Here is a 23798-nt window from a genome sequence, read left to right on the forward strand (position 1 = left end):
CGCCCAAAGCCAGCAGGTGGTAAGTAGAAGAGAAGTCGAATGGGAAGCAGGTCGGAAATACCGACATAAAAACAAAGCCATAAATCCGGCGCAGTAATGCTGCTACTCCTGTGCGAAGGCAGTATTTTGCGAGGAAATTCACTTCTCAATTATCGTTTCGCTTTTATGATTAAACCCTTACTCGTAAGTGGCTTTATTTGCTTGTGTGCCATGAGTGCCCGGGCGCAGGCGCCGGTCACCAATCTGGAGTCCGAAACCTTTAAGCAGCATCTGCGCAGTCAATATCTGCAAAACGATACGGCGCAGGCCGTAATTAACCTCTACAGCAAGAGGCAGGCCGGCGGCGCCAGCTGGATTTTAGGCTCGGCCCTGACGGCCCTGCGCATTGTTACCGCCAGCGGACGTCAGACAGATGTTGGGGGCGGCTACGTCATGCAGGAAGAGGCACCCAGTCCGGCGGCGGCCTTAATGGTAATGCCGTTTGTGGCCTACGGGGTAGGTAAGCTGCTGCACTACAGCAATGGCAACCTGGAAAAGATTGTTACGGCATACGGCGCCGGGCAACCACTGCCGCGCAATGTGCGCCGCAAGCTAAAGCCCCGGTTCTTCGACCAGCCTATTATCCAGTACAAGCCCGTCGAAGTTAAGCCGGCCAACTAAGTATGAAGCAACTAGCCTTTCTCGTGGCCTTCCTGCTAACCGGCCTGGCGGTGCAGGCCCAAACGCCTCCGCTGCCATCAGAAGCGGCAACTACTACCAAACCCGTTATTCCCGTTGACTCCGGAGCGGTGCTGCTATTTAACGATTGGTACTTGCCCAGCTACCACCCCAAAGGCACCGAGGCCGATACCACCGGCGCCCTGCTGAGTATGTTCCGCAAAAAGCGCTACGCGGGCTGGGTTTACGTGCTGCCCTTCATGGCCGGCACCATGCTGGCCCTGCCCGTAGAGCACACCGATGAGTACGGCAACCGCAGCGTAGCCGATGAAGCGGTTTCGCCCCCGCTGGGGGCTGCGGTGCTGGCCGGTACCGTAGCGGGCTTTATCGTGCATGCCACTATGTTCAATAAAGCGCATCTGAAGGCAGTAGACGATGCGTATGCAGCCGGTAAGCCTATTCCGGCTAAATACCGCAGCCGGCTTAATGCCAATCACTTTGCCGAAGCCGCCTACCTGCGCGAGGCAATTCGCCAGCAGCAGGAGCGGGAACAAATGCAGCGCCTCACCCAAAAAACGAACAACGGCTCAGAATAAGTCAGCCATAAACTGGCTTCCCGGAAGCCCTCATTGGTTTTATCTCCGATGGGGGCTTGCTTGTTGTAGGATAATGATTCCGACTGGCGGCCGCCCCGGTCAACCCGCCGTGGGGCTTCCGCGTTGGGAGAAACCCGCTTTTCCTGTCTCTGATGTTACGATTTTTCCTGTTGACTGCAGGTCTGCTGCTGGGCAGCGTCCCGCTACTGGCGCAAACCCTGCCCGCACCGGATACCACCCGCACCGTGCTGCTCCCGGAAACCACCGTAACCGGCTACGGGCAGGAGCTGCCGCTGCGCCGCACCGCCGCCGGTATTGGGATAGTAGATGCCCGCGTTATCAACCAGTTTAACCAGGCTTCTCTTACGGCGGCCGTGAATACGCTGCCTGGCGTGCGACTGGAGGAGCGGGCCACCGCCAGCTACCGCCTCAGCGTGCGGGGCAGCACGCTCCGCTCGCCGTTTGGGGTGCGCAATGTGAAGGTTTACTACAACGATATTCCCTTCACCGAGGCCAGCGGCAGCACCCCGCTCAACCTGCTGGACCCTGCTATCATTGGGCGCATTGAAGTGCTGAAAGGCCCGGCGGGCAGTGCCTATGGTGCCGGCACCGGCGGGGCCGTACTGTTCAGCAGCCCGCGGCCGGCCGCGGGCACCACCCGCCTGCAAACCGGCTTCACGGCGGGCAGCTTTGGGCTGCGGCGCTATAATGTAGCCGCCGAAAGCGCCACGGAAAAAGCCAGTTGGCGCGCCCAATACGTGCGCCAGACCCTGGATGGCTACCGCCAGCAGAGCGCCCAGCGCCGGGATGTGGTGGCCCTGGATGGGGAGCTGCGGCCTTCTGATGAGCGCACTGTGGCGCTGCATCTGCTCTATACCGATCTGGATTATCAGCTGCCCGGTGGCCTCACGCTGGCGCAGTTTCAGCAGAACCCCCGGCAGGCTCGCCCCGATAGTCCGGCCGGGCCGGGCACTGTGGCGCAAAAGGCGGCCTACCGTTCCCGCACTGCCCTGGTGGGCGGTTCGCACCAGTACCAATTCTCGCCCCGCCTCAGCAATAAAACCGTGTTGTATGGCTCCGGCTCGGTTATTCGCACCCCATTCTTGGTAGACTATGAGCGGAACACGCTGCTGGGGCTGGGCGGGCGCACCGCCTTCCGTTACCAGACTACCCTGGCCGGACATACGCTCCGTTTGCTGGCGGGGGCAGAGGTGCAAAGCAGCTTCGAGAATTCCCGCAACTACCGCAACCAGGGTGGCACGCCCGGGGCGCTGCGCTACGATGATGAAATCCGGACGGCCACGGGCTTCGGCTTTACCCAGGCCGACTGGGAGTTGCCCGCCGGCTGGCTCCTGACGCTGGGGGCCAGCTACAACCGCCTGGCCTACCGCATTGCCCGGGTTTCGGATGCGGCTGCGCAACCGGATACCTATCAGTTTAAGCGAAGCTTCCGCCCGGAGGTTTCCCCGCGGGTGGCTCTGCTGAAGGAGCTCAGCCCCAAAATTTCGGCCTACGCCAGCGTGAGCACCGGCTTCTCGCCGCCCACCGAAGAAGAAATTCGCCCTTCCGATGGCAGCCTGAACGCCGACCTGCAGGCCGAGCGCGGCACCAGCTACGAAATCGGAACCAGGGGGCAGCTATTGGCCGACCGGCTCACGTTTGATGTTTCGGTGTTTGATTTTGAGCTCCGCCAAACCATTGTAACCCGCAGCAATGCGCAGGGCACCGCCTTGTTTTCCAACTCCGGGGCCACCCGCCAGCTGGGGGCGGAGGTAGCGGCCAGCGGCTGGCTGTGGAAGCCTGCATCGGTGGAAGGGGGGACCTCCAATGTGCCTACCCCCGAAGCTGGTCTGCGGGCGTGGGCCAGCTATGCCTACAACCACTTCCGGTTTCAGACTTACCAGCAAGGCAGTAATGACTACACCGGCAACCGCCTGACGGGCACTGCGCCGCACACCCTCAGCGCGGGCCTGAATGCCAGCCTCCGGCAAGGGTTTTACCTCACGCCCAGCCTCAGCCACCAGGCCCGCCTGCCCCTCAACGATGCCAACACCGTGTTTGCCCCCGGCTACTGGACTTTCGCCGCCCGGGGTGGCTGGCGGCAGGTGATACAGGAACACCTGGAGCTGGATGTTTTTGCGGGTATTGAAAACGCGACCGATAGAAAATACAGCCTAGGCAACGACCTGAATGCCTTCGGTAACCGCTTCTACCAGCCGGCGCCGGGCCGCAACTACTACGGGGGTGCTACGGTAGGCTGGCGCTGGCAGAGCTATTAATCTGAAAGATAAAAGCCCCGCCAGCATATTGCCAGCGGGGCTTTAACGTTTTCAAGGATTACCCAACGGCCGGAATTTCCACGTTGTTGAAGCGGATCTGGTGGCCATCTTCCAGTACGGCTTCCACCACGGCATCCTTGCTCACGCGGCCGGAGAGAATGTCCTTCGACAGCTCATTCAGCACCAGGCGCTGAATCACGCGCTTCAGCGGCCGGGCCCCAAACTGCGGGTCAAAGCCCTGTTCGCCGAGGTAGTCCAGCACCTCGTCGGTGGCTTCCAGCCGGATGCCGGCTTCTTCCAGGCGGTGCTGAATCTGCTTGAACTGGATGTCCACAATTTTGCGGATTTCCTTGCGCTTGAGGGGCTGGAACATCACAATCTCGTCGATGCGGTTCAGGAACTCGGGGCGCATGTGCTGCTTCAGGCGCTCTACTACTTCCTCGCGGGTGCGGTCCACCACTTCGTCGTGGTTGTATTCATTCAGCTCTTTGAAGTTCTTCTGAATGATATCCGCCCCCGTGTTGGAGGTCATGATGATGATGGTATTCTTGAAGTTCGCCACCCGGCCTTTGTTGTCGGTGAGGCGGCCATCATCCAGCACCTGCAGCAGAATGTTGAACACATCGGGGTGGGCCTTCTCAATTTCGTCGAGCAAAATCACGGAGTACGGCTTGCGGCGCACGGCCTCCGTCAGCTGGCCGCCCTCATCGTAGCCCACGTAGCCGGGAGGCGCCCCAATCAGGCGCGATACGGCATGGCGCTCCTGGTACTCGCTCATATCAATGCGCACCATGTTGTTCTCATCGTTGAACAGGTACTCGGCCAGGGCCTTGGCCAGCTCGGTTTTACCCACGCCGGTAGTGCCCAGGAAAATGAACGAGCCAATGGGCCGCTTGGGGTCCTGCAGGCCGGCGCGGGAGCGGCGCACGGCATCGGAAATGGCCGCAATGGCTTCGCTCTGGCCGGCCACACGCTTGCCCAGCTCTTCTTCCAGGTGCAGCAGCTTCTCGCGGTCCGACTGCAGCATTTTACTCACCGGAATGCCCGTCCATTTGGCTACCACCTCGGCAATGTCCTCCTGAGTTACCACTTCCTGCAGCATGGAGCCGCCTTCTTTGCTGGCGTTGGCAATGTCCTGGGCCTCTTTCAGCTTGGCTTCGGCTTCCTGAATCTTGCCGTAGCGCAGCTCGGCCACGCGGCCGTAGTCGCCCTGGCGCTCGGCCTGGTCGGCTTCCAGCTTGTAGCGCTCAATGGCTTCTTTCTGCTCCTGAATGTTGGTGAGCACCGATTTCTCGTTTTCCCACTGGGCTTTCAGGTCGTCGCGCTTCTCGCTCAGCTCGCTTAGCTCCTTGCTCAGCACGGCCTCCCGGTCCTTGTTGTTTTCGCGACGGATGGCTTCGCGCTCAATTTCCAGCTGCATAATGCGGCGCTGTACCTCGTCCAGCTCAGCGGGCATGGAGTTCAGCTCAATGCGCAGCTTGGCGGCCGCCTCGTCCATCAGGTCAATAGCCTTGTCGGGCAGGAAACGGTCGGTGATGTAGCGGCTACTCAGCTCCACGGCGGCAATTACGGCGTCGTCGGTGATGCGTACGCCGTGGTGCAGCTCGTACTTCTCCTTGATACCGCGCAGAATGCTGATGGCGTCTTCCTGCGAAGGCTCGTCCACCATTACGGCCTGGAAGCGGCGCTCCAGGGCCTTGTCCTTCTCAATGTACTTCTGGTATTCCTTGAGCGTGGTAGCGCCAATGGAGTGCAGCTCGCCGCGGGCCAGGGCAGGCTTCAGCAGGTTGGCGGCATCCATGGCACCCTCGCCACCGCCACCGGCCCCAATGAGGGTGTGCATCTCATCAATGAACAGAATAATCTGCCCTTCGGAGTCGGTTACTTCCTTGATAACGGACTTGAGGCGCTCCTCAAACTCGCCCTTGTACTTGGCGCCGGCCACCAGCAAGCCCATATCCAGGCTCATGATGATTTTGTCCTTGAGGTTTTCGGGCACGTCGCCGGCTACAATGCGCTGGGCCAGGCCCTCCACAATGGCGGTTTTACCCACGCCGGGCTCGCCCAGCAGCACGGGGTTGTTCTTGGTGCGGCGGGAGAGAATCTGCAGCACGCGGCGAATTTCCTCGTCGCGGCCAATCACGGGGTCCATTTTGCCGGAGCGCACCTGCTCGTTCAGGTTGCGCGAGTAGCGGTTCAGGCTCTGGTACTGGTCCTCGGCGGTTTGGCTGGTTACTGTGCGGCCCCCGCGCAGCTCCTTAATGCCGGCTTTCAGGTCTTTTTCGTTGAATCCCGCGTCCTTCATCAGCGTGGCTACGCTGTCTTTGCCGCCCAGCAAACCCAGCAGCAGGTGCTCCACGGATACGTACTCATCCCCAAACTCCTTGAGGAAGCCCGAGGCGCGCTGCAGCGCCGAGTTGGCATCGTTGGACAGGTACGGCGAGCCGCCGCTCACCTTGGGGTAGGCAGCTACAATGGCGTCCAGGCGCGGGGTAAGAATATTGAGGTTGACGCCCAGTTTCTTGGCCAGAAACGACAGCACATTCTCGTCGCTCTGGAAAAGGCCCTTCAGCAAATGGCCAGTTTCAATGGCCTGCTGCTGGTTGGCGCCGGCAATTTCAGTGGCCTTCTGCACGGCCTCCTGTGCCTTAATGGTATAGTTGTTAAAGTTCATGGCTACTAGGGCTTAAGTAGATGCTTCGGTTAAGAAGTTCTACGAGTGCCCTAGCAAACCGGGTGCAGAAGAGTTTTTGCTGACTTTTTGGCTGGTTTTGAATTCTGTTTTATTAATTTTTGTGAAGTAATGTCATGATAAATTATGCCGGCCAGAACTGGCTGCCTGAAGATATAGATAAGTTGCTATAAGCAATTGAATCTATTTTCCTTGATAATGTGCGAATATTCCGCAGATGGCGCGTAGCATCTGCATAAGTGACATTAGGGGGAAATTCATGCGCTAAAGATTCTCGTACGCCTAGAAATGATTCAAGATATAATGTATAATTTTTTTTGTATTTTATATTTATTGATTTAAAAATATCTTCTATTTCGAGTGTAGAAAACATTTTTTTTATGTTGTCAATAGAGGGGTACTTCTTATTTCCATAAATATGTACACCTCTTATAAAAGAAGGCAATGTAGAGTTGTTATTAGATATCATAAATGAAAAATCGGTAAAGTTAACCTTTAATGAAGCTGCGTGCTCATTCCCATTGAAAGTAAAGTTTTTAAATAGGCTACTTTGATGACGAATATATATTATTTTTCTAGTTTTTTGTGGTAATTTATCCATTGTTGCATGTTGTAATCTGAGTTTAGATATCCAGTCATCTATTAATGATTTAAGATAATTTTCCAAGGATGAGCAAGTTAATAGTATAGAGCCTTGAAAAGCTAATGTTTTTGATTTGTAACTTAAACTGCTGGCTCTGAATTCATTGCATCTTATTAATAAATCTTCAATAGTTGATTCAAATTGAATGAGGGCAATGCTTTTGGAATATGCCATTTATTTTAATAAAGATTTTATAGTGTCAGAAAATCTATTAATTCTATATTTTACAAATCCCTCATCACTTGTATGGGCAATAACGCTAGAAATAAATTTTTCGTCAGATAAAAGTTTAGTGGTTGCGGTAATAACTTGCTCTTTTTTAGTGACTAAAGCTAGTCGCTCTTTATTTGTCAATCGAGCAAATGAAACCATTTGTGCATCAAAGAGAGCGGCATTAAAGGTTTTTTTAGCTTTTATATCAGCATCATATACTTTGAAAGCAATGTCTCCGTAGATTTTATTAATAGAATCTATGCTTTGCTCAAATACTCCCTTCCAATTGGATAATTGCTCTTTGCTTGTATTGCGGTGGGTTTCACAAAATTGATTTAAGTATGTTACAAACGGTTTCTTGTACTCTTGAAAATTTTCATACAGAGCGAAAAACCTCAAGATAAGTTCTTCGCTTCTCATGCGTTTGTCTTTATGCATTGATGTTAGGTCAATCCAAACTCTGTCTTGAGCTAATTTTTCAATTGCTTCTATTAGTGGGCCATAGTAAATGCCGTGTCTTAATTCTTGAGGATTTAACTTTACTGACCCCGTGTTTAGTCGTTCAAATACATCAAATTTAATTTGAGGATGCGTAGTTTTTAATATAACAATACATCTTAATGTTCTGTTTAATATATGTTTTTGAAATCTAGAATCTAAATCACTGAACTTATTTCCTTCAAGTTCGGGATATGCAGTTAGCCCTTGTAGGGCAAACTCATCTTCTAAATAAAGCTTTATACTAGTTAAGCGTTGGTTTCCATCTATAACACTTAGTGTTTCATCGGATCCTTGGCTTAGGTATATTACAGGAATGGGGCATTGTATAATCAGGGATTCAATAAGTCTTGAAGCTTGTGCTCTGTTCCATACAAAAGCCCTTTGGAACTCAGGTATCACCATGCTTTTGTTTTTTAAATAATTATGAATAGTTGATATTGTAAAATCATAAGTTTCGGTATTTAATCGACGTTGCTCAGGCTTTATATCAAGGATTTCTGAGCTTATATCATCATCTTCAACTGGGAACAGACGGTCTGCAAGAGATTTTGTGGGTTTGCTCATTATAATTTTAGAGAAAGTGACAAAACAAGTTTATTGGCTCCATTTTAAGTGGGCTAGTTTTGGCAAGTTAATAAGAAATAGTTGGCCCGTTTTAAGCTCAAAGTGGTGCGAGCTTATAGCTCGTGACCAGCCATATGGTGGAGGTTGTACCTGCACTGGAGTAAAGCGACAAACTACGTCGGGGCAGCCAGGCAAGAGAAGAGACAATGGAAGGTGTAGCCTCACGAACGGTACGCTAAACTAGCGCCAGCACTGCAGGATTGGATAAACAGGGCATAAAAGCCGGAAAAACCGCGCAGCTTATTCTCCCTTCCGAAATACCTTCTTCCCCAGCAGCACTATTTTCTCAACCACGAAACCAATCAGTAAGCCGCCAATAGCACAGGACAGCGCTTTGGCCAGCCAGGCCACCGCCGGTAGGTGGGCTAAAGCCACTTCCAGCTCGTGCAGTAAATGAGCGGTAAAGGGAATGCCGTGGGCTATGATTTCGGCGCCCACCCAGAGCATGGCGGCCGTACCCACATAGCTTAAGATGTTCAGGAAGTGCGGCATGAATTTTACGATGCCGCGCCCCAGTTTTTGCGTAGCGGGGTGGTATTTATCCTGGGCCATGTGTACCCCCACATCGTCGGCTTTCACAATCAGGCCCACAAAGCCATACACGGCCACGGTAATAAAAACGGCCACGGCCGCCATAACCACAATCTGGTTTACTATCGGCTGCTCAGTTACCTGGCTGTAAGCAATGGCCATAATTTCGGCCGACAGGATAATATCGGTGCGCACGGCCCCCGCCACCCGTTCCTTTTCCAGCTCCTCCGGCGTAATTCTCTCTACCTGCTCGCTTTCCACGTCCACCTCGTGGTGCTTGCTGAACATGGAGTGCACCTTTTCATACCCTTCGAAGCATAAATAAGCCCCGCCCAGCATTAGAATGGGCGTAATGGCCCAGGGAGCAAAATACCCCAGTACCAAAGCCGCCGGGCTCAGAATCAATAACTTATTGATCAGGGACTTTTTGGCTATCTGATAAATAATAGAAAGCTCCCGGGAGGGGTCGAGGCCCACCACATATTTGGGCGTAACCGCCGTATCATCGATGACGATGCCCGAAACTTTGCCGGTGGTTTTGGCTACCTGGGCGGGCACGTCATCCAGACTGGCTGCACTCACTTTTACCAACGCGGAAATATCATCCAGTAGCGCAAAAAAGCCTGAAGCCATACGGTATGTGCCTGTTCCTTAATTCTATTTTTCAGGCACTCATGCATTTCGCATAGCCCAGCTCGGCGGAAAGATATCGTGATTTTCTCACTCGCACGAACTGGTAGCGTGCGGCTGGGCATACAATAGGGCTATATTTTCTGGTGCGGGGCGGCAAACTACATGAAAGCCAACCCGGCGGCCAGCGTCACGCGTTAGCCTGCGTTAAACCCGCCTCAGCAGCCCCAGCCCGCCGAAACAGCCACCCCGAAGCCACCCACAGCCCCGCAAACACGGAATTCAGTACCACGACCCACAATACACCCATGTTTAGTTCCGGCCGCCAGATCAGCATGGCCACAAACGGAACGGCAAACTGCGTAAGCGCCGTGGCAAACAGGGCAGTAGCCATGCCGCGCGGCCGGAGCTGCGCCACTATGGCCCCAATAAAGCCAACAGCCAGCACCCCGCCATACAGCAGGTTGGCCGGGTTGTCCTCGCTGCCGATGAAGCCCACGGCCAGGTTGCCCCACACGAGCAGCAGCGTCGCTGCCACCGCTATACCCACCGCCCATTTATAGGCGCTGTTGCGGCCCCGGCTGGCTACCAGCAAATAAAGGAGCCCCGTGCCCAGGAGCAGAACACCGGCCAGCACGAAATCGGAGATACTCCAGGCCATTTCCCGGGTGAACTGCATAGCTACAAAAGGAATAAGCAGCAGAAAGGCTACCACCAGCGTGAGACGAAGAATGCTTTTGTTAAGCGTCATGATAGGAAAGGTAGAGGGCCAGCTTAATGAAGTTTAGTGCGCGACTTTACTATGCCAGCCGCCGGCCCGGCTGGGAGCCGGTAGCGTGGGCGGCGCGGCGAAACAGCCACCCGGAAACAGCCCACAGCCCCGCGAAAAGGGCATTGGCCACCACCACATTCACCAGGTACACGGAGGGTTCGGCCACGTCAGCGGCGGGCTTCCAGATAAACAGTGCAATAATGGTCACCACCACGTAAGTGAGCGAGGCGGCGAACATGGCATTGGAGGTGCCCATGGGCCGGAAGCGCGCCACCAGGGCTCCTGCCAGCGCCACTAGCAGCACACCGCCAAACAGGAGATTGGCCGGGTTGTCCTCGCTCCCCACCAGGCCTACGGCGGCATTGGCCCACACCAGCAGCAGCCCGGCCAGCACGCCCACTCCGGCCGCCAGCCGGTAGGTAGAGGTGTTGCCCATGCGGGCTATCAGCAGGAACGTGAGGCCCGCCCCAAACAGCAAGACGCCGGCGAATACAAAATCAGAAAACGTCCAGTTTACTTCCCGGGTGAACTGCATAGCCACCAGCGGGATAAGCAGCAGAAACGCCGTAACCAGCGCAAGACGAAGAAGGCTTTTGGGGAAAGGCATGGCCGTGAGGTTTGTTGGGTTCAATGATGAAAGATGACGGATCAAAAAAGGGGAGAGTAGGGGCCGGTACCAGGGGCGGTGCGGGGCCCGGGCAGGCGGGCGCCGACCGGGATAAGTATGATGAAAGCAAAGCAAATAAAAGAACTTTGTATTTCAAAGTAAGTGTAGGCAAATTAATTTTTGCGGGAGGTAAAATATTAATGGAAAGTGCTTTAGATGGCCGGGGTGAGGTGCTAATCCAATAGGATGGTGCGTTCCACGTGCAGCTGCTCCAGGAAAATTTCGTCGTGCGATACTACCAGCAGGGTGCCGTGGTAGTCCTGGAGGGCGGCCGTGAGGATTTCCAGGTTCTGCAGGTCGAGGTTGTTGGTGGGCTCATCCAGAATAATGAGGTCCGGGGCCTGGTGGCTGATCATGAGGCAGCACAGGAGCAGCCGCATTTTCTCGCCGCCGCTGAGGGTACTGCAAGGTTTATCCCAATGCTCCTTGGTAAACAGGAAGCGGTTCAGCCGAATCTTTACTTCGTGTTCCTGCAGTGCCGTGGCATTGAATTGTTGGGCTTGCTCATACACGCTAAGCTGGCCCTTGATTAAGGAGTAATCCTGGTCAATAAAAACGGCTTTATCCCCGGCGCGCACCATTGCCCCAAGCGTAGGCTGCAAGTGGCCGAGTAGTAATTTAATTAACGTGGTTTTACCGGACCCGTTCAGCCCTTTCAGGGCTACCCGTTCGCCACTCCGGATCTGGAAACTCAAGGCCTGCTGCCAAAGTAAGCGCTGGCTGTAGCCATAGTTAACGCCTTGGGCGTGAAGTAATATTCTGCCTTTATGAAGGGTGGAATTATCAAAGCCAAACTTCATTCTGTCGATGTCGGGTAGCTCCTTGCGCAGCTCGCTCAGCTCCTGGGAAATGGCGCCCACTCTCTCCGCATGAATGCCTTTGAGGCGGGAGGAGCTATTCTCCGCGTTATTGCGCATCATGCCCAGCACAATGGTGGGCAGGCCGGCCTTCTCCTGCTTCTTCTTGCCCCGGGCATCCAGCTTTTGCTTTCTTTCCAGAGACTCCCGTTCGGTTTCTTTGGCTTTGCGCAGGGCTTTCTCCTGGCTCTTCACATCCTGGTGCAGCGCCTGGCTTGCTACCTGCTTCTGCTCGACATAAAATTCATAGTTTCCGCCATACAGCGTTAGGCCCCGCTTGCTTAGCTCGCAAACAGTAGGTAGCAGGTTCAGCAGCTTCCGGTCGTGGCTCACCACCAGCAGGGTACACGGGCTGGTTTTAATGAAGGCATACAGCATCTGCCGGCCGGCGGTGTCCAGGTGGTTGCTGGGCTCATCCAGCAAGACTATTTCGGGGTGATGAATGGCAATACCCGCCAGGAATACCTTGGTTTTCTGGCCGCCGCTCAGGCCGGCCAGTCGTTGGGCCAGGCTTACCTCGGGCAGGCCCCAGTGAAGCAAGGCTTCCTGGCTGCGCTCCTCAATGGTCCAGTCGTCGTCCAGCGTGGCCAGATTGGCGTCCGTCACATTGCCGGCAAGGATTTCCTGCAAGGCAGCTAGTTTACCGGCAACGCCGAGCGCCTGGGCAACGGTCAGGTCACCAAACTGCCCGAAATGCTGCGGTATATAGTACGGCTTGGTGCTGGCATTTACGAGCCCATTGGCAGGGGGCAAAACCCCGGCAATAATTTGCAGCAGAGTAGATTTTCCTACCCCGTTATGGCCGATTAGCGCAATCTTCTGGTGGTTATTAACCGCCAGATGCAGGCCGTTGAACAACACGTCTTTATTGGGGTGGGTATACCCCAGGTTTTGTAGAACCAGCATAATTTCTTTCTCAAAAAAGCGAATGGCTATAGCTACCCACGCTGGGGTGACTACTCGTGTTTTGAAAGAAATCAGCTATTACATAAACCAGTATTTACTGCTTGAGGAAGCTAAATTAAGCATTCTGACTTAAGGCCGCCTCTGCTGCCCGGCGCCTTAGCTCCGCTCAACCAGGAACACATATAGTACGGCAGTATAATGCCTATATACCACCAGCAGAAAGTATAAGGCGCAGGAACAACATAAAGTTGTGATTTTTTAGGACAATTTATATTTAAGTATTGACTATTTTTATATTGTTAAAGAAGTGGTTTTCGTGCTGTTATATCCTTAATCTAACCTCAACTATGAAAAAGTCCCATTTGTTAATTGCCTTTGCACTCCTGGCAAGCAGGGTATCGGCTCAGTCTAATAGCAGCACCGTGGTGCAGGCTGGCCATAATAATGAGGCCTATGTAGAGCAAGTAGGCGAACAGAATACCGCGTCGCAAAACCAAAAGGGCAACCTTAACCAGGCCTCTATTTTGGAATCTGGCATGTCTAACACTGCCCGGCAGCAGCAACAAGGTGTGAGTAATACTGCCAGTATTGTAATGGACTTATCAAATGGGGCTACGGCGCTCCAAACCCAGAAAGGAAACAACAATCTGGCTACTGCGGATCATGATATGACCATTGGTATTTCGGAGCAGCGGCAGACCGGTAATTCCAATATGGCAACGGTACATCAGCAATATGGGCTGGCTACAGCCTATCAGGAGCAGATAGGCAACCACAATACTGCTTCTTCCGATCAGGCTGTTCTTCCTGGTAATGAGCAAATCTCGAAACAGTATCAATACGGTGACTACAATGAGGCTTCCATAACGCAGGGGAGGTTTGATCAGTATGCGCTGCAACTCCAGAATGGGAACCACAATAAGGCCAGCGTGAATCAGTATTATGACAATAATGTATCCGAGCAGTACCAATACGGAAATTACAATGAGGCTACCGTAACGCAGTTGTATAGCGGTGTTAACAAAGCCCTGCAGGTACAGCAGGGAAACTATAATGTGGCCACAATAGACCAGGACGCCGCATTCAACAACACAGCCACCCAACGACAGCGCGGCAACCGAAACCAGGCAGAGATAACGCAGGGCTATGATAATGAGGCCACCCAGACCCAGGAGGGCAACAACAACGAAGCCCGCATTGGGCAGGGTAATGATAATGAAGCCTGGCAGCGGCAAATAGGTAACGATAATACCGCCGTAACGCAGCAGGCCAGCCACAATAGCAGCACTATCACGCAGGTGGGCAATGGCAATTCAGCCACCGTCATTCAGGCTATACCGTAGCCTCCCGCTGGTGCCGTTTCCGGGTCTGCGGTCTAACTAAGGCCGTTATGCTGCGCGGTGCGCGGCATAACGGCCTTTTTATTGCTTCTCCCAACGGCCGGGTGCTGCTGCCAGAAAAGCGTACCGGTTTTGTGCTGCTCTACCGCAGCGCATTACCTTGCCCAACAGGCAGGCGGCGGAAAGCATACTTTTCGACGGCGGCCGGGTTGTCACCAAGGAGGCGCAACTGGCGTTTCCGGCTCATCGTCTTACTCCCATGCTCGACCTTGTTATTGATGCCCGTCCGGCAGCCATCAGCGCCGGTTTTAACGTGCGCCGGATTCTGCCCTACCGGCTGCGGCGCATGTTGGGCCCGTTTATTTTTATGGACCACGCCGGGCCCGTGCACGTAGCGCCGCAGACCATGCACAACCTGGATGTGCTGCCCCACCCGCACATCGGCCTCAGCACCGTGAGCTACCTGTTTGGCGGCCAGGTCACGCACCGCGACAGTCTGGGCGTGGAGCAAATCATCCGGCCCGGCGAAGTAAACTGGATGACGGCCGGCCACGGTATTGCCCACTCTGAGCGGTTTGAGGACCCCGCCGCGCTGGCCGGTGGCGCCCTGGAAATGGTGCAGACCTGGGTGGCCCTGCCCGAAGCCGCCGAAGAATCGGCCCCCGCCTTCACCAACTACCAGCCGCACGAACTGCCCGTCTTCACCGAGCCTGGCGTGTGGATGCGCCTGATTGCCGGTGATGCTTTCGGCCTGCACAACGACGTAAAAACCCACTCTCCGCTATTTTATCTGCATGTGGTGCTGCAACCCGGTGCCCGCTTCGGCCTGCCGCGCGGCTACCCCGAGCGGGGCGCCTACGTGGCCAAAGGCAGCGTGGAAGTGAACGGCCAGCGCTACACCGCCGGCCAGCTGCTGGTATTTACCCGTGGCATAGACCCGGTGCTGGTGGCCCACGAGGCCAGCACGCTCATGCTGCTGGGCGGTGAGCCGCTGGGGGAGCGGTTTATCTGGTGGAATTTCGTTTCCTCAAGCCGGGAACGGATAGAGCAGGCCAAAGCCGACTGGAAAGCCGGCCGCATAGCCCTGCCGCCCAATGATAATGAGGAGTTTGTGCCGCTGCCGGAGGATAAATCCCGCCCGGCCGGCTCGCCACCGCCTCAACCCCTGTCATAAGGGAGAAGTTAAGTCTGCTGGTACTGCTTACGCTGCGCCCGTACCCGGAGCGGCGGGCAGGGTGTGCAGCAGCCATTGATACAGCCGGTCTACATCCGGTTTGTGGAATAGCTCGGTGCCGGGGTTCATGGTGGCGGCAGTTCCACAGGCCACGCCCAGGCGCACGGTTTCCTGCAGGGAGAGGCCGGTAGCCAGCCCATATACCAGCCCTGCTACCATACTGTCGCCGGCCCCTACGGTGCTGCGCTTCTTCACGGCGGGGGCCGGCACATAATCCACCGTATCCCGGGTCACGAGGCAGGCGCCCTGGGGGCCGAGGGAGATGACGACTATCTGGCAGCGGCCGTCTCGCACCAGGGTTTGGGCGGCTTCGGCCGCGGTATGGCTGTCCAGCTCGGGCACGCCCGCCAGCTTGCTCAGCTCGCCCAGGTTGGGTTTGGCCAGGTATACGCCTTCGGCCAGCGCCGCGTGCAGGGCCGGGCCGGAGGTATCCAATAGCACCTTGCTGCCGCGCTGCCTGGCCGCTCGCACTACCTGGGCCAGCAGCTCCGGCTCTACGCCCGGCGGCAGGCTCCCGCTGATGACGAGAAACTCGGGCGGCTCGGGCAGCTGCTGCAGGGTATTCAGCACCTGTTGCTGTTCCTGGGGCAGCAGCGGGGTGCCGGGCATCCCAAATCGGTACTGCTGGCCATTGGAGGCATCTACCACAATAAAATTTTCGCGGGTGCGGCCCGCAATGCTTACCGGCTGTTGCAGGATCTGCTCTTGGGTAAGCAGCTCCTGCAGGAGCGTGCCCGTAGGCCCGCCGGCCGGGAAAATAGCCAACGAATCGGTTGCCAGACGCTTTAGGGCCCGGGATACGTTGATGCCTCCTCCACCCGGCTCAAACCGGGGCGGGGCGCATTGTAGCTTCTGGTCGGGAATAATCTGGTCGGCCGTGGTGCTTTTATCCACGGCGGGGTTTAGCGTGAGCGTAACGATACGGGCCATAAGTGCGGGCAGGGCAATAGCGCCAGGGCGCCAGGTTTATAGCGTGTACTGTCCCGGTGCGCAAGTGTTGGACCGCGGTAGAATTTCGATCTGAAACTCTTACCAAAAAACCGCTTGCGCCCTCCAGATAGGGCTATCCGGAGGGCGTAGGCGCACGGTAAAAGCAGGTTTACCGATGATGCTCTTCGTGCAGCTGGCTGTTCATGATAGTGGCCAGCATAGAATCTGGCAGAACCAGGCTGGAGAAGAAATTGACTTTGGCCCCGAGCGTGGGCAGCGAGCGGGACTCACCCTCCATCAGGGCATCGTAGCCATCCTCGGCCACCCGGCGGGCGTCGGCGGTGTGGTGGGCGGCGCGGGTATGCTCGGCGTGGGCCGTGCGGAAGAAGTTGGTATCCGTAGGGGGTGGGCAGAGAATGGTCATCGTTACGGCCGATTTCTGCTGCTTCAGCTCATGCTGCACGGCTTCCGAGAAGCTTAGTACAAAGGCTTTGGTGGCGGCATACACGGCCTGGCAGGGGCTGGGGGAGAAGGATGCCACCGAGCCCACCTGCAGAATGCGGCCTTCGTTGCGGGCCACCATCTCGCGCAGGTAAAGCTTGGTGAGGTGCACCAGGGAGGCCGCGTTTACCTGAATAATGTTGAGCTCGGTCTGCAGGTCGGTAACCGTGAAATAGCCGGTTTCGCCAAATCCGGCATCATTCACCAGGGCGTCAATGCGCAGGCCGCGCCGGGTGGTTTCGGTATAAATCTGCTCTGAGCTTTCGGGTAGGCTCAGGTCGTAGGGCAGCAGCACAATATCTACGCCCCCAAATTCCTGGTGCAGCAGGCGGGCTGCTTCCTGGAGCTCATCGAGGTGACGGGCCACCAGCACAACGCGGTAATCGTCGCGCGCAAAGCAGCGGGCCAGCTCAAAACCAATGCCACTGGAGGCACCGGTTATTAAGGCGGTTTGGTCGTTCATGGCGGTAAAGGTTAAGGTGAATACTTTCCTCTATTAAGTTACTGATATATAGACAAATTAATTCCGGGAAGGTGGCATGGGGTCGAGAGCAAAGTGCAGCAGCTCAACAGTATAGTCGCAGAGACAGCTGCCATGCGAAACTGATTTACCGGATACAACCCCACACGCTGCTGACAGCGCCAAAACAGGGCGCAGCCTTAACCCGACGGCGCCTGGGGCGTAGGTAAAGGGGCAGTTAGTGCTTTTTTCTACCTGATTACCCTCCTGCCATGGCTTCTAATTTCCAGCAAAAGCGCGCTTCCTTTCACGAAAACAAACAGCTGCGGCAGGACCGCTACGAGTTGCTCCAGCAGCTTACGGATTGGCTGGAGACACCCATGGTGGTGCTGGGGTTTGGCTGGCTGGTGCTGCTGGGCGTGGAGCTGGTCTGGGGCTTATCGGCAGAGCTGGAGCTGCTGAGCACAGGTATCTGGATAATCTTTATCCTGGATTTTCTGGTGAAGCTGCTGCTGGCGCCCGCCAAGCTTCCCTTCCTGAAAGCCAACATCATAACCATGATTTCTCTGCTGGTGCCCGCTGTGCGGGTGCTGCGGCTGGCCCGCATTCTGCGCCTGGCGCGGGCCGCCCGCGGACTGCGGCTGGTGAAGGTGGTCGGCTCCCTGAACCGGGGCATGAAGTCGCTGGCGGCCAGCTTTGGGCGGCGGGGCCTGGGCTATGTGCTGGGCCTCACGGGCGTAGTGCTGCTGGTAGGCGCGGCCGGTATGTTTGCGTTTGAAAACCGGGAGCCGGGCGGCCTGCAAAGCTACCCGCAGGCGCTCTGGTGGACGGCCATGCTGCTCACCAGCATGGGCAGCGACTATTGGCCCCGCACCGCCGAGGGCCAAACCCTGTGCCTGCTGCTGGCGCTTTATGGGTTTGCCGTTTTCGGCTACTTTACGGCCACACTGGCTACCTTTTTTATGGGGCAGGAAGCTGAGAGTGAGGAAAGTGAAGTGGCGGGTGCGGCCCAGGTGGCTGCCCTGCACGAAGAACTTCGGCAGCTCCGGCACGAGCTTCGCGCCCGACAGCAGCAGGGCCTAAACCCATAATAGAAGGCGCCGAGCCGGGCTGCAGATAGCGGGAAAGGGGGTTAGAGTGTAGCGGAAGGCGAAAGCTGCCGCAGCAGGGTATACAGCAGGTGGTATACTTCGCGCAGCTGCTCGGGCTCTACCAGGGCGGTTTCTTTGAAAAACGTCAGGTTCGCTTCGGCGTCAGCGTCGTGGGAGGCAGGAGCCAGCGTGAGGCGCAATTCCTGGTAGCGCAGCAGCGTCTGGCGCACGGCGGGGTCCGTAAGCAGCAGGCGGCGCAGAGCGTCAGCGTCGTTGGTGGTGATGATGAAAGCCGCATCCAGCTCCGGGTCACCCAGTTCTACATCCGTCAGGCCCAGAAGTTTGCCTATCTCATGCACCCAGTCCTGCTCGTGCAGGGCAAAGCGCAGAGGCGTATGGTTGGGCACCTGGGCCGTAAGGGTGGTACTTTCATAGCCCCCCTCAAAGCCGCCGCCCAGGTCAATATCCACGTCCAGCTGCATATGATAGCCGTTCTGAATCAGCTCCGCATTGTATGCCAGCAAGCCTTCTTCCTGCCGGATATCAGCGGCCACCTGTTGCCACAGGGTTTCTTCGGTTTCGGCGGAAAAGGTATGGACGTTGTTCATGGCGTTGGGAGGCGTAAGGAGGAGGAGAATAGGGGGTATGCCTAATACTGCCTTGCGCGCTCCGGGGTTTCTTCCATACAGACGGCGTTAATCGACCAGCTCCTGCCGCTCCCGCAGCCAGTCAAAAATCAGCTGATCTACGGCCGATACCAGCGGCCGGTGCTGATAGGTGAGCCACACCACTTCTTAAATCTCGGCGGCGGGCTGCAGCTCGCCGCTGTAGTCGGCGCTGTAGCAGGTCATCTGTACCCGAATGCCGCTGGGGTGGCCGTGGGCGGGCGCTTCAAAAGTGCCTTGGTAGCGAATACTGGGCGGGTACAGGTGCACGGTAAGCTCCTCCCGGATTTCGCGCAGCAGGGTTTGCTCGTCGGTTTCGCCGGCTTCGCGCTTGCCGCCGGGAATATAGTAGCGGTCTTTGCCGCGGCTGCGGGTGCTCAGCAGCCGGCCTTCGTGCAAATGCAGCCAGGCAATTTTGTCAATCAGCGTCATGCAGGGGTGTTTAAATAGCGGCAGCGGGCGCGCCATTGCGCTTATACGCATCAGCCAAGAGAAAAAGCCTGCGGTTTGCTGCCGTCTTTATCCGTAGAGAAGGCCACAACTCCGGCCCAAAACCGCGTAGAAGGATGCTCCTACCAATTATCCCCTCTCATGCCCACGTACCACATTGGCTGCTCCGGGTTTTCTTACCGCGACTGGAAAGGCGTTTTCTACCCACCGGAAGTGCCCCCGCGCAAGTGGTTTGAATACTACTGCACCCAGTTTAATACCGTAGAGCTGAATGTGACGTTTTATAAAATGCCGGAGCTGGGCTTCCTGGAAAAGCTCTATGCGCAAAGCCCGAAGGGGTTTCAGTTCTCGGTGAAAGCCCCGCGCCTGGTTACGCACTACAAAAAGTTTAACGCCGAGGCCGAGCCGGTGCTGCAGGATTTCTACGGCACCATTCAGGAAGGCCTGCGCGATAAGCTGGGCCCCGTGCTGTTCCAGCTGCCACCCAAAGCGGCGTATACCGAGGAGCTGATGGCGCGCCTGCTGCATTGCCTGGACCCTGCCTTTACCAACGTAGTAGAGTTCCGCCACCTGAGCTGGTGGGAAGGGGAGGTGTACCGCGAGCTGGCCCGCCACCGCATTGCCTTTGTGGGCCAGAGCCACCCCATGCCCCTGCCCGATGATGTAGTAGCCAATACCGACGTGCTGTACTACCGCTTCCACGGCGTGCCCGAGCTGTATAAAACGCCCTATGACGAGGCTTTTCTGCAGCGTATTGCCCGGGAAGTGCAAGCCGCCAAACAGCTAAAGCAGGTGTATCTATATTTCAACAACGGCATGGGTGGCGCGGCCGTGGCCAATGCCCGCCAGATGCAGCTGCTGCTGGGTTAGCGCCGGTACGGTATCTTGGTTTTCGATTTCCCGGCGGGACGGAAAACGGGTGGCAATAAGCGCTACTTTTCCACCTGCTACGGTTGCTCGGTTTTATACTTCATTTTCTCCCTTACACTACATGAGAAAAGCTCTTCTACACCTGTTGCTGATGCTCCTGCTAATTCCGGAGCTGGCTCTGGCTCAGGCCCCGGCTATTCAAAAGATAAACCCCACTAACTGGTGGGTAGGCATGAAGCGGCCCAATCTGCAGCTGTTGGTGTACGGCCCCGGAGCCGGCACGCTCACCTATACTATTGCGTACCCGGGCGTGAAGCTGCTGAAAACCAACACCGTGGAAAACCCCAACTACGCCTTTCTGGACCTGACCATTGCCGCCTCCGCTAAGCCCGGTACTGTGCGGATTGTGGGCAAAAAAGGCAGCCAGACAGTCACCAAGAACTGGGAGTTGAAAGCGCGGGACAACGCCCCCAAAGGCCAAGGCGTTACCCAGGCCGATTTTATCTACCTGGCCATGCCCGACCGGTTTGCCAACGGCGACCCCAGCAATGATAAATTCTCGGACCTGCGCGACCCCAACCTCGACCGCAACAACCCCTTCTTCCGCCACGGCGGCGACCTGCAGGGTGCCGCCCAGCGCATTCCCTACCTGAAAGACCTGGGCGTAACGGCCATCTGGTTCACGCCCGTTATCGAGAACAACCAGCCCCTCACCAATGAGGGCGGCACCATGCGCGCCTCCTACCACGGCTACGGCTTCACCGACCAATACAACATAGACCGGCGCCTGGGCGGCAATGAGGCCTATAAAGCCTTCGTGCAAAAGGCCCACGCCGCCGGCCTGAAAGTGGTGCAGGATGCCGTGTACAACCACGTGGGCAACACCCACTGGATTCTGCAGGACCTGCCCATGAAAAGCTGGCTGCACCAGTGGCCCACCTACACCAACACCTCCTACCGCCAGCAGCCCATTACCGACCCGCACGCCGCCCAGGTTGATAAAAAAGTAACCCTGAACGGCTGGTTTGTTCCCTTCCTGCCCGATCTGAACCAGGAGAATCCCTACGTGGCCAACTACCTGATTCAGCACGCGGTGTGGTCGGTGGAGAACTTTGGGGTGGATGCCTGGCGCATTGATACCTACATGTACAACGACCAGCCCTTTATGAACCGCTGCAACGCGGCCCTGCTCACGGAATATCCGCGCATCCACATCTTCGGCGAGTCGTCGGTGAATAACGTGGTGGATCAGGCGTACTACGTGAAGAACAACATCAACTTCCCCTTCAAATCCAACCAGCCCGGCGGGCTTGATTTTGTGCTGGAAGGTGCCATGGTGGGTGGGTTGAAGGAAGTAGGCACGCCGGCAGCCACCGGCTGGGACAATGGCGCCCAGCGCGTGTACCAGGCCCTGGCCCAGGATGCCGTATATCAGGACCCTACCAAGCTGGTCACGTTCCTGGATAACCACGACCACAACCGCTACCTCTCCGAAATAGGGGAGGATTTCGATAGATATAAGATGGGCCTCACGTGGCTGCTCACTACCCGCGGTATTCCCTCTATGTACTACGGCACCGAGATTCTGATGAAGAACTTCAAGGACCCCACCGATGCCGAGGTGCGTAAGGATTTCCCCGGCGGCTGGCCTGGTGATAAGGAAGATAAATTCACAGCCGCCGGCCGCACAGCCAAGGAAAACGAAGCCTTCAATTTTGTGCGTACCCTGGCCACCTACCGCAAAACCCACCCCGCGCTTAGCTCGGGCAAGCTGATGCAGTACCTGCCCGAAAACGGTGTGTACGTTTACTTCCGCTACGATGCTACCGGCACCGTTATGGTGGCCTCCAACACCACGGATAAACTGGCAGCGCTGCCCACTGCCCGCTTTACCGAGCGCACCAAAGGCTTCACCAAAGCCCGCAACGTGCTGACCAACGAAACCATTAATAATATTTCTACCCTGCAGCTGCCCGCCAAAACCGCGCTGGTGCTGGAGCTGCTGAAGTAGGTATCCTCAAAGGCTAACGCATGCGCAGAAACCGCTGCCTTCCGTATTCCATTAACCGGCTGCTGCTGCTGGGCTGCCTGCTGCTCAGCCTAAGCGGGCTGGCCCAGCCGGCTTCGCCCCGGCAGCTATACCCCGGGCTGTTTGAAGCCGTGCAGCTGGGCCATGTGTTTCCCGACAATAAAACCTTTGTAGATGCCGTGGCCCGGGAGCAGCCGGAAGCCGTACTGCGCGCCTATCAGCAGCAGAAAGACCAGCCCGGCTTTAATCTAAAGGCGTTTGTAGCGGCCCATTTCATAGCCCCGGCCGAGGCGGGCGGGCACTACCAGAGCCAGATAGCAGCCGGCATCCGCCACCACATCGATACGCTCTGGACGGTGCTGCAGCGGCAGCCGGATGCGGCGGCTAGCAGCGGCTCCTCTTTGCTGCCTTTGCCGCGCCCTTACATTGTGCCGGGCGGGCGCTTCCGGGAGGTGTATTACTGGGATTCGTATTTCACCATGCTGGGTCTGCAGCAAAGCCACCGCACGCCGGTTATCCGGGATATGGTGGACAACTTTGCTTACCTGATTGACCACTACGGCTTCATTCCCAACGGCAACCGCACCTACTACCTCACCCGCTCGCAGCCCCCGTTTTTTGCCTTGATGGTGAACCTGCTGGCCGAGGAAGAGAGCCCGGCCATGCTGGTGCGCTATCAACCCCAGCTGCTGCGGGAATATGCTTTCTGGATGGGTGGCGCCGACTCCCTGCAGCAGCCCGGCAGCACCCACCGCATGGCGGTGAAAATGCCTGGCGGCGAGGTGCTCAACCGCTACTGGGACAGCAGCCAGCAGCCCCGGGAAGAATCCTACGCCGAGGACGTGGCTGCGGCCAAGCTCAGTCCTCAACCCCCGGCCATATTCTACCAGAATGTACGGGCGGCGGCCGCTTCCGGCTGGGACTTCAGCACCCGCTGGTTTGGCCCCGATGGGCAGCTGGGCTCCATCCAGACCCTGGACATGGTGCCCGTAGATTTAAATTGCCTGCTGTATTACCTGGAAACCACGCTGGCCCGCACTTATGAGCTGCAGAAAAATGCCGCGCAGGCCCGGGCTTTTACCACCAAAGCCCGGCACCGCAAAAAGGCACTGCTGGCTTATTGCTGGGATAAAAAAGCGGGTTGGTTTCAGGACTATAATCTTCGCCTGAAGCAGCGCGCTACAGTGCCCACGCTGGCGGGTGTTTATCCGCTGGCATTTGGTCTGGCCTCCTCCAGCCAGGCAAAAAAAGTAGCTGCCATGCTAAAGGAGCAGTTTCTGAAAGATGGCGGCCTGGTGACCACGCTCAACCAAAGCGGCCAGCAGTGGGATGCGCCCAACGCCTGGGCCCCGCTGCAGTGGCTGGCCATTGATGGCCTGGAGCGCTACCACCACTCAGCGCTGGCCCGCACCATAGCCACCCGCTGGGTGCATTTAAACGTGAGCGTATTTCAGCAAACCGGCAAGCTGATGGAGAAATACAACGTGCTGGATACCCAGCTCAAAGCCGGTGGCGGCGAATACCCCCTGCAGGACGGCTTTGGCTGGACCAACGGCGTGCTGCTGAAACTCATGAACCGCTATAAGCTGGAAGGCCCTGAAACCGGGAAATAACATCCCCCACGGCTATATCAGAAAGTAAAAACCCACGGGGTGCCGCA

20 protein-coding genes are annotated in these 23798 nt (G+C 56.5%); 9 read left to right on the forward strand and 11 right to left on the reverse strand.

Features of this window, described 5'->3' with window-relative positions; genetic code table 11:
* The first annotated feature begins 165 nt into the window (after nucleotides 1-165).
* The 3 genes from PK28_RS04695 (at nucleotide 166) to PK28_RS04705 (ending at nucleotide 3532) form a co-directional block, all read left to right on the forward strand.
* The gene (locus PK28_RS04695; RefSeq protein ID WP_156126239.1) at nucleotides 166-660 is read left to right on the forward strand and encodes a hypothetical protein; all 495 of its coding nucleotides are present in this window, start codon (nucleotides 166-168) and stop codon (nucleotides 658-660) included.
* Nucleotides 661-662: 2 nt separating this feature from the next.
* Nucleotides 663-1253 carry a hypothetical protein gene (locus PK28_RS04700; protein ID WP_044511926.1) on the forward strand — a complete coding sequence of 197 codons (591 nt, stop codon included), beginning with the start codon at nucleotides 663-665 and terminating at the stop codon, nucleotides 1251-1253.
* 152 nt (nucleotides 1254-1405) lie between these two features.
* The gene (locus PK28_RS04705) at nucleotides 1406-3532 is read left to right on the forward strand and encodes a TonB-dependent receptor family protein (protein ID WP_044511928.1); all 2127 of its coding nucleotides are present in this window, start codon (nucleotides 1406-1408) and stop codon (nucleotides 3530-3532) included.
* Between the two features lie 58 nt (nucleotides 3533-3590).
* Here the strand turns inward: PK28_RS04705 and clpB are convergent, their stop codons facing one another.
* The 7 genes from clpB to PK28_RS04740 all read right to left on the reverse strand — a co-directional run bounded on the left by clpB (nucleotide 3591) and on the right by PK28_RS04740 (nucleotide 12568).
* Nucleotides 3591-6206 (reverse strand): ATP-dependent chaperone ClpB, encoded by a 2616-nt coding sequence (clpB, locus tag PK28_RS04710; RefSeq protein WP_044511930.1) that lies wholly within the window; start codon nucleotides 6204-6206, stop codon nucleotides 3591-3593.
* Nucleotides 6207-6348: 142 nt separating this feature from the next.
* On the reverse strand, nucleotides 6349-7041 hold the full coding sequence (locus tag PK28_RS20320; protein ID WP_156126240.1) for a HEPN domain-containing protein: 693 nt from the start codon (nucleotides 7039-7041) through the stop codon (nucleotides 6349-6351).
* Nucleotides 7042-8145, reverse strand: a complete 1104-nt coding sequence (locus PK28_RS04715; protein ID WP_044511932.1) for a DUF262 domain-containing protein — start codon at nucleotides 8143-8145, stop codon at nucleotides 7042-7044.
* 300 nt (nucleotides 8146-8445) lie between these two features.
* Nucleotides 8446-9369 carry a DUF808 domain-containing protein gene (locus tag PK28_RS04720; protein ID WP_044511935.1) on the reverse strand — a complete coding sequence of 308 codons (924 nt, stop codon included), beginning with the start codon at nucleotides 9367-9369 and terminating at the stop codon, nucleotides 8446-8448.
* A 187-nt stretch (nucleotides 9370-9556) separates the two neighbouring features.
* Nucleotides 9557-10117: a hypothetical protein gene (locus PK28_RS04725; protein ID WP_044511938.1), complete on the reverse strand. Its 561-nt coding sequence runs from the start codon at nucleotides 10115-10117 to the stop codon at nucleotides 9557-9559.
* Between the two features lie 49 nt (nucleotides 10118-10166).
* Nucleotides 10167-10745 (reverse strand): hypothetical protein, encoded by a 579-nt coding sequence (locus PK28_RS04730; protein WP_044516271.1) that lies wholly within the window; start codon nucleotides 10743-10745, stop codon nucleotides 10167-10169.
* Between the two features lie 233 nt (nucleotides 10746-10978).
* Nucleotides 10979-12568 carry an ABC-F family ATP-binding cassette domain-containing protein gene (locus PK28_RS04740; protein ID WP_044511942.1) on the reverse strand — a complete coding sequence of 530 codons (1590 nt, stop codon included), beginning with the start codon at nucleotides 12566-12568 and terminating at the stop codon, nucleotides 10979-10981.
* Nucleotides 12569-12915: 347 nt separating this feature from the next.
* Here PK28_RS04740 and PK28_RS04745 point away from each other — a divergent pair, with 347 nt between their 5' ends.
* Together PK28_RS04745 and PK28_RS04750 are read left to right on the forward strand one after the other, a co-directional pair.
* Nucleotides 12916-13911 (forward strand): hypothetical protein, encoded by a 996-nt coding sequence (locus PK28_RS04745; protein ID WP_044511944.1) that lies wholly within the window; start codon nucleotides 12916-12918, stop codon nucleotides 13909-13911.
* Nucleotides 13912-14167: 256 nt separating this feature from the next.
* A complete protein-coding gene (locus tag PK28_RS04750) occupies nucleotides 14168-15082 on the forward strand; it encodes a pirin family protein (protein ID WP_044511946.1) in 915 nt (304 codons plus the stop codon).
* 27 nt (nucleotides 15083-15109) lie between these two features.
* On the opposite strand, the gene PK28_RS04755 is transcribed toward PK28_RS04750, so the two are convergent.
* Both PK28_RS04755 and PK28_RS04760 read right to left on the reverse strand, forming a co-directional pair.
* Nucleotides 15110-16072 (reverse strand): 1-phosphofructokinase family hexose kinase, encoded by a 963-nt coding sequence (locus PK28_RS04755; protein WP_044511948.1) that lies wholly within the window; start codon nucleotides 16070-16072, stop codon nucleotides 15110-15112.
* A gap of 169 nt (nucleotides 16073-16241) precedes the next feature.
* A complete protein-coding gene (locus PK28_RS04760) occupies nucleotides 16242-17036 on the reverse strand; it encodes an SDR family NAD(P)-dependent oxidoreductase (RefSeq protein WP_044511950.1) in 795 nt (264 codons plus the stop codon).
* A gap of 269 nt (nucleotides 17037-17305) precedes the next feature.
* On the opposite strand from PK28_RS04760, the gene PK28_RS04765 reads away from it, so the two are divergent.
* Nucleotides 17306-18124, forward strand: coding sequence for an ion transporter (locus tag PK28_RS04765; protein ID WP_044511952.1), 819 nt, complete (start codon nucleotides 17306-17308; stop codon nucleotides 18122-18124).
* A 41-nt stretch (nucleotides 18125-18165) separates the two neighbouring features.
* On the opposite strand, the gene PK28_RS04770 is transcribed toward PK28_RS04765, so the two are convergent.
* Together PK28_RS04770 and PK28_RS04775 are read right to left on the reverse strand one after the other, a co-directional pair.
* Nucleotides 18166-18732 (reverse strand): hypothetical protein, encoded by a 567-nt coding sequence (locus PK28_RS04770; protein ID WP_044511954.1) that lies wholly within the window; start codon nucleotides 18730-18732, stop codon nucleotides 18166-18168.
* 186 nt (nucleotides 18733-18918) lie between these two features.
* On the reverse strand, nucleotides 18919-19221 hold the full coding sequence (locus PK28_RS04775; RefSeq protein WP_231576219.1) for an NUDIX hydrolase: 303 nt from the start codon (nucleotides 19219-19221) through the stop codon (nucleotides 18919-18921).
* 159 nt (nucleotides 19222-19380) lie between these two features.
* Between PK28_RS04775 and PK28_RS04780 the strand changes: the two genes are divergently transcribed.
* The 3 genes from PK28_RS04780 to treF all read left to right on the forward strand — a co-directional run bounded on the left by PK28_RS04780 (nucleotide 19381) and on the right by treF (nucleotide 23751).
* Nucleotides 19381-20109, forward strand: coding sequence for a DUF72 domain-containing protein (locus tag PK28_RS04780; RefSeq protein ID WP_044511957.1), 729 nt, complete (start codon nucleotides 19381-19383; stop codon nucleotides 20107-20109).
* A 121-nt stretch (nucleotides 20110-20230) separates the two neighbouring features.
* On the forward strand, nucleotides 20231-22120 hold the full coding sequence (locus PK28_RS04785; RefSeq protein ID WP_044511959.1) for a glycoside hydrolase family 13 protein: 1890 nt from the start codon (nucleotides 20231-20233) through the stop codon (nucleotides 22118-22120).
* 20 nt (nucleotides 22121-22140) lie between these two features.
* Entirely contained in the window at nucleotides 22141-23751 is a 1611-nt protein-coding gene (gene treF, locus PK28_RS04790) for an alpha,alpha-trehalase TreF (protein ID WP_052430519.1), read from the forward strand.
* Nucleotides 23752-23798 lie beyond the last annotated feature (47 nt).

Source organism: Hymenobacter sp. DG25B (assembly GCF_000801315.1).
GTDB lineage: Bacteria > Bacteroidota > Bacteroidia > Cytophagales > Hymenobacteraceae > Hymenobacter.

Excerpts from the sequence above, each read along its gene's own strand:
- PK28_RS04695 (WP_156126239.1), top strand. The coding sequence starts at position 166 with ATGATTAAACCCTTACTCGTAAGTGGCTTTATTTGCTTGTGTGCCATG.
- PK28_RS04700 (WP_044511926.1), top strand. The coding sequence starts at position 663 with ATGAAGCAACTAGCCTTTCTCGTGGCCTTCCTGCTAACCGGCCTGGCG.
- PK28_RS04705 (WP_044511928.1), top strand. The coding sequence starts at position 1,406 with ATGTTACGATTTTTCCTGTTGACTGCAGGTCTGCTGCTGGGCAGCGTC.
- clpB (WP_044511930.1), bottom strand. The coding sequence starts at position 6,206 with ATGAACTTTAACAACTATACCATTAAGGCACAGGAGGCCGTGCAGAAG.
- PK28_RS20320 (WP_156126240.1), bottom strand. The coding sequence starts at position 7,041 with ATGGCATATTCCAAAAGCATTGCCCTCATTCAATTTGAATCAACTATT.
- PK28_RS04715 (WP_044511932.1), bottom strand. The coding sequence starts at position 8,145 with ATGAGCAAACCCACAAAATCTCTTGCAGACCGTCTGTTCCCAGTTGAA.
- PK28_RS04720 (WP_044511935.1), bottom strand. The coding sequence starts at position 9,369 with ATGGCTTCAGGCTTTTTTGCGCTACTGGATGATATTTCCGCGTTGGTA.
- PK28_RS04725 (WP_044511938.1), bottom strand. The coding sequence starts at position 10,117 with ATGACGCTTAACAAAAGCATTCTTCGTCTCACGCTGGTGGTAGCCTTT.
- PK28_RS04730 (WP_044516271.1), bottom strand. The coding sequence starts at position 10,745 with ATGCCTTTCCCCAAAAGCCTTCTTCGTCTTGCGCTGGTTACGGCGTTT.
- PK28_RS04740 (WP_044511942.1), bottom strand. The coding sequence starts at position 12,568 with ATGCTGGTTCTACAAAACCTGGGGTATACCCACCCCAATAAAGACGTG.
- PK28_RS04745 (WP_044511944.1), top strand. The coding sequence starts at position 12,916 with ATGAAAAAGTCCCATTTGTTAATTGCCTTTGCACTCCTGGCAAGCAGG.
- PK28_RS04750 (WP_044511946.1), top strand. The coding sequence starts at position 14,168 with ATGCTCGACCTTGTTATTGATGCCCGTCCGGCAGCCATCAGCGCCGGT.
- PK28_RS04755 (WP_044511948.1), bottom strand. The coding sequence starts at position 16,072 with ATGGCCCGTATCGTTACGCTCACGCTAAACCCCGCCGTGGATAAAAGC.
- PK28_RS04760 (WP_044511950.1), bottom strand. The coding sequence starts at position 17,036 with ATGAACGACCAAACCGCCTTAATAACCGGTGCCTCCAGTGGCATTGGT.
- PK28_RS04765 (WP_044511952.1), top strand. The coding sequence starts at position 17,306 with ATGGCTTCTAATTTCCAGCAAAAGCGCGCTTCCTTTCACGAAAACAAA.
- PK28_RS04770 (WP_044511954.1), bottom strand. The coding sequence starts at position 18,732 with ATGAACAACGTCCATACCTTTTCCGCCGAAACCGAAGAAACCCTGTGG.
- PK28_RS04775 (WP_231576219.1), bottom strand. The coding sequence starts at position 19,221 with ATGACGCTGATTGACAAAATTGCCTGGCTGCATTTGCACGAAGGCCGG.
- PK28_RS04780 (WP_044511957.1), top strand. The coding sequence starts at position 19,381 with ATGCCCACGTACCACATTGGCTGCTCCGGGTTTTCTTACCGCGACTGG.
- PK28_RS04785 (WP_044511959.1), top strand. The coding sequence starts at position 20,231 with ATGAGAAAAGCTCTTCTACACCTGTTGCTGATGCTCCTGCTAATTCCG.
- treF (WP_052430519.1), top strand. The coding sequence starts at position 22,141 with ATGCGCAGAAACCGCTGCCTTCCGTATTCCATTAACCGGCTGCTGCTG.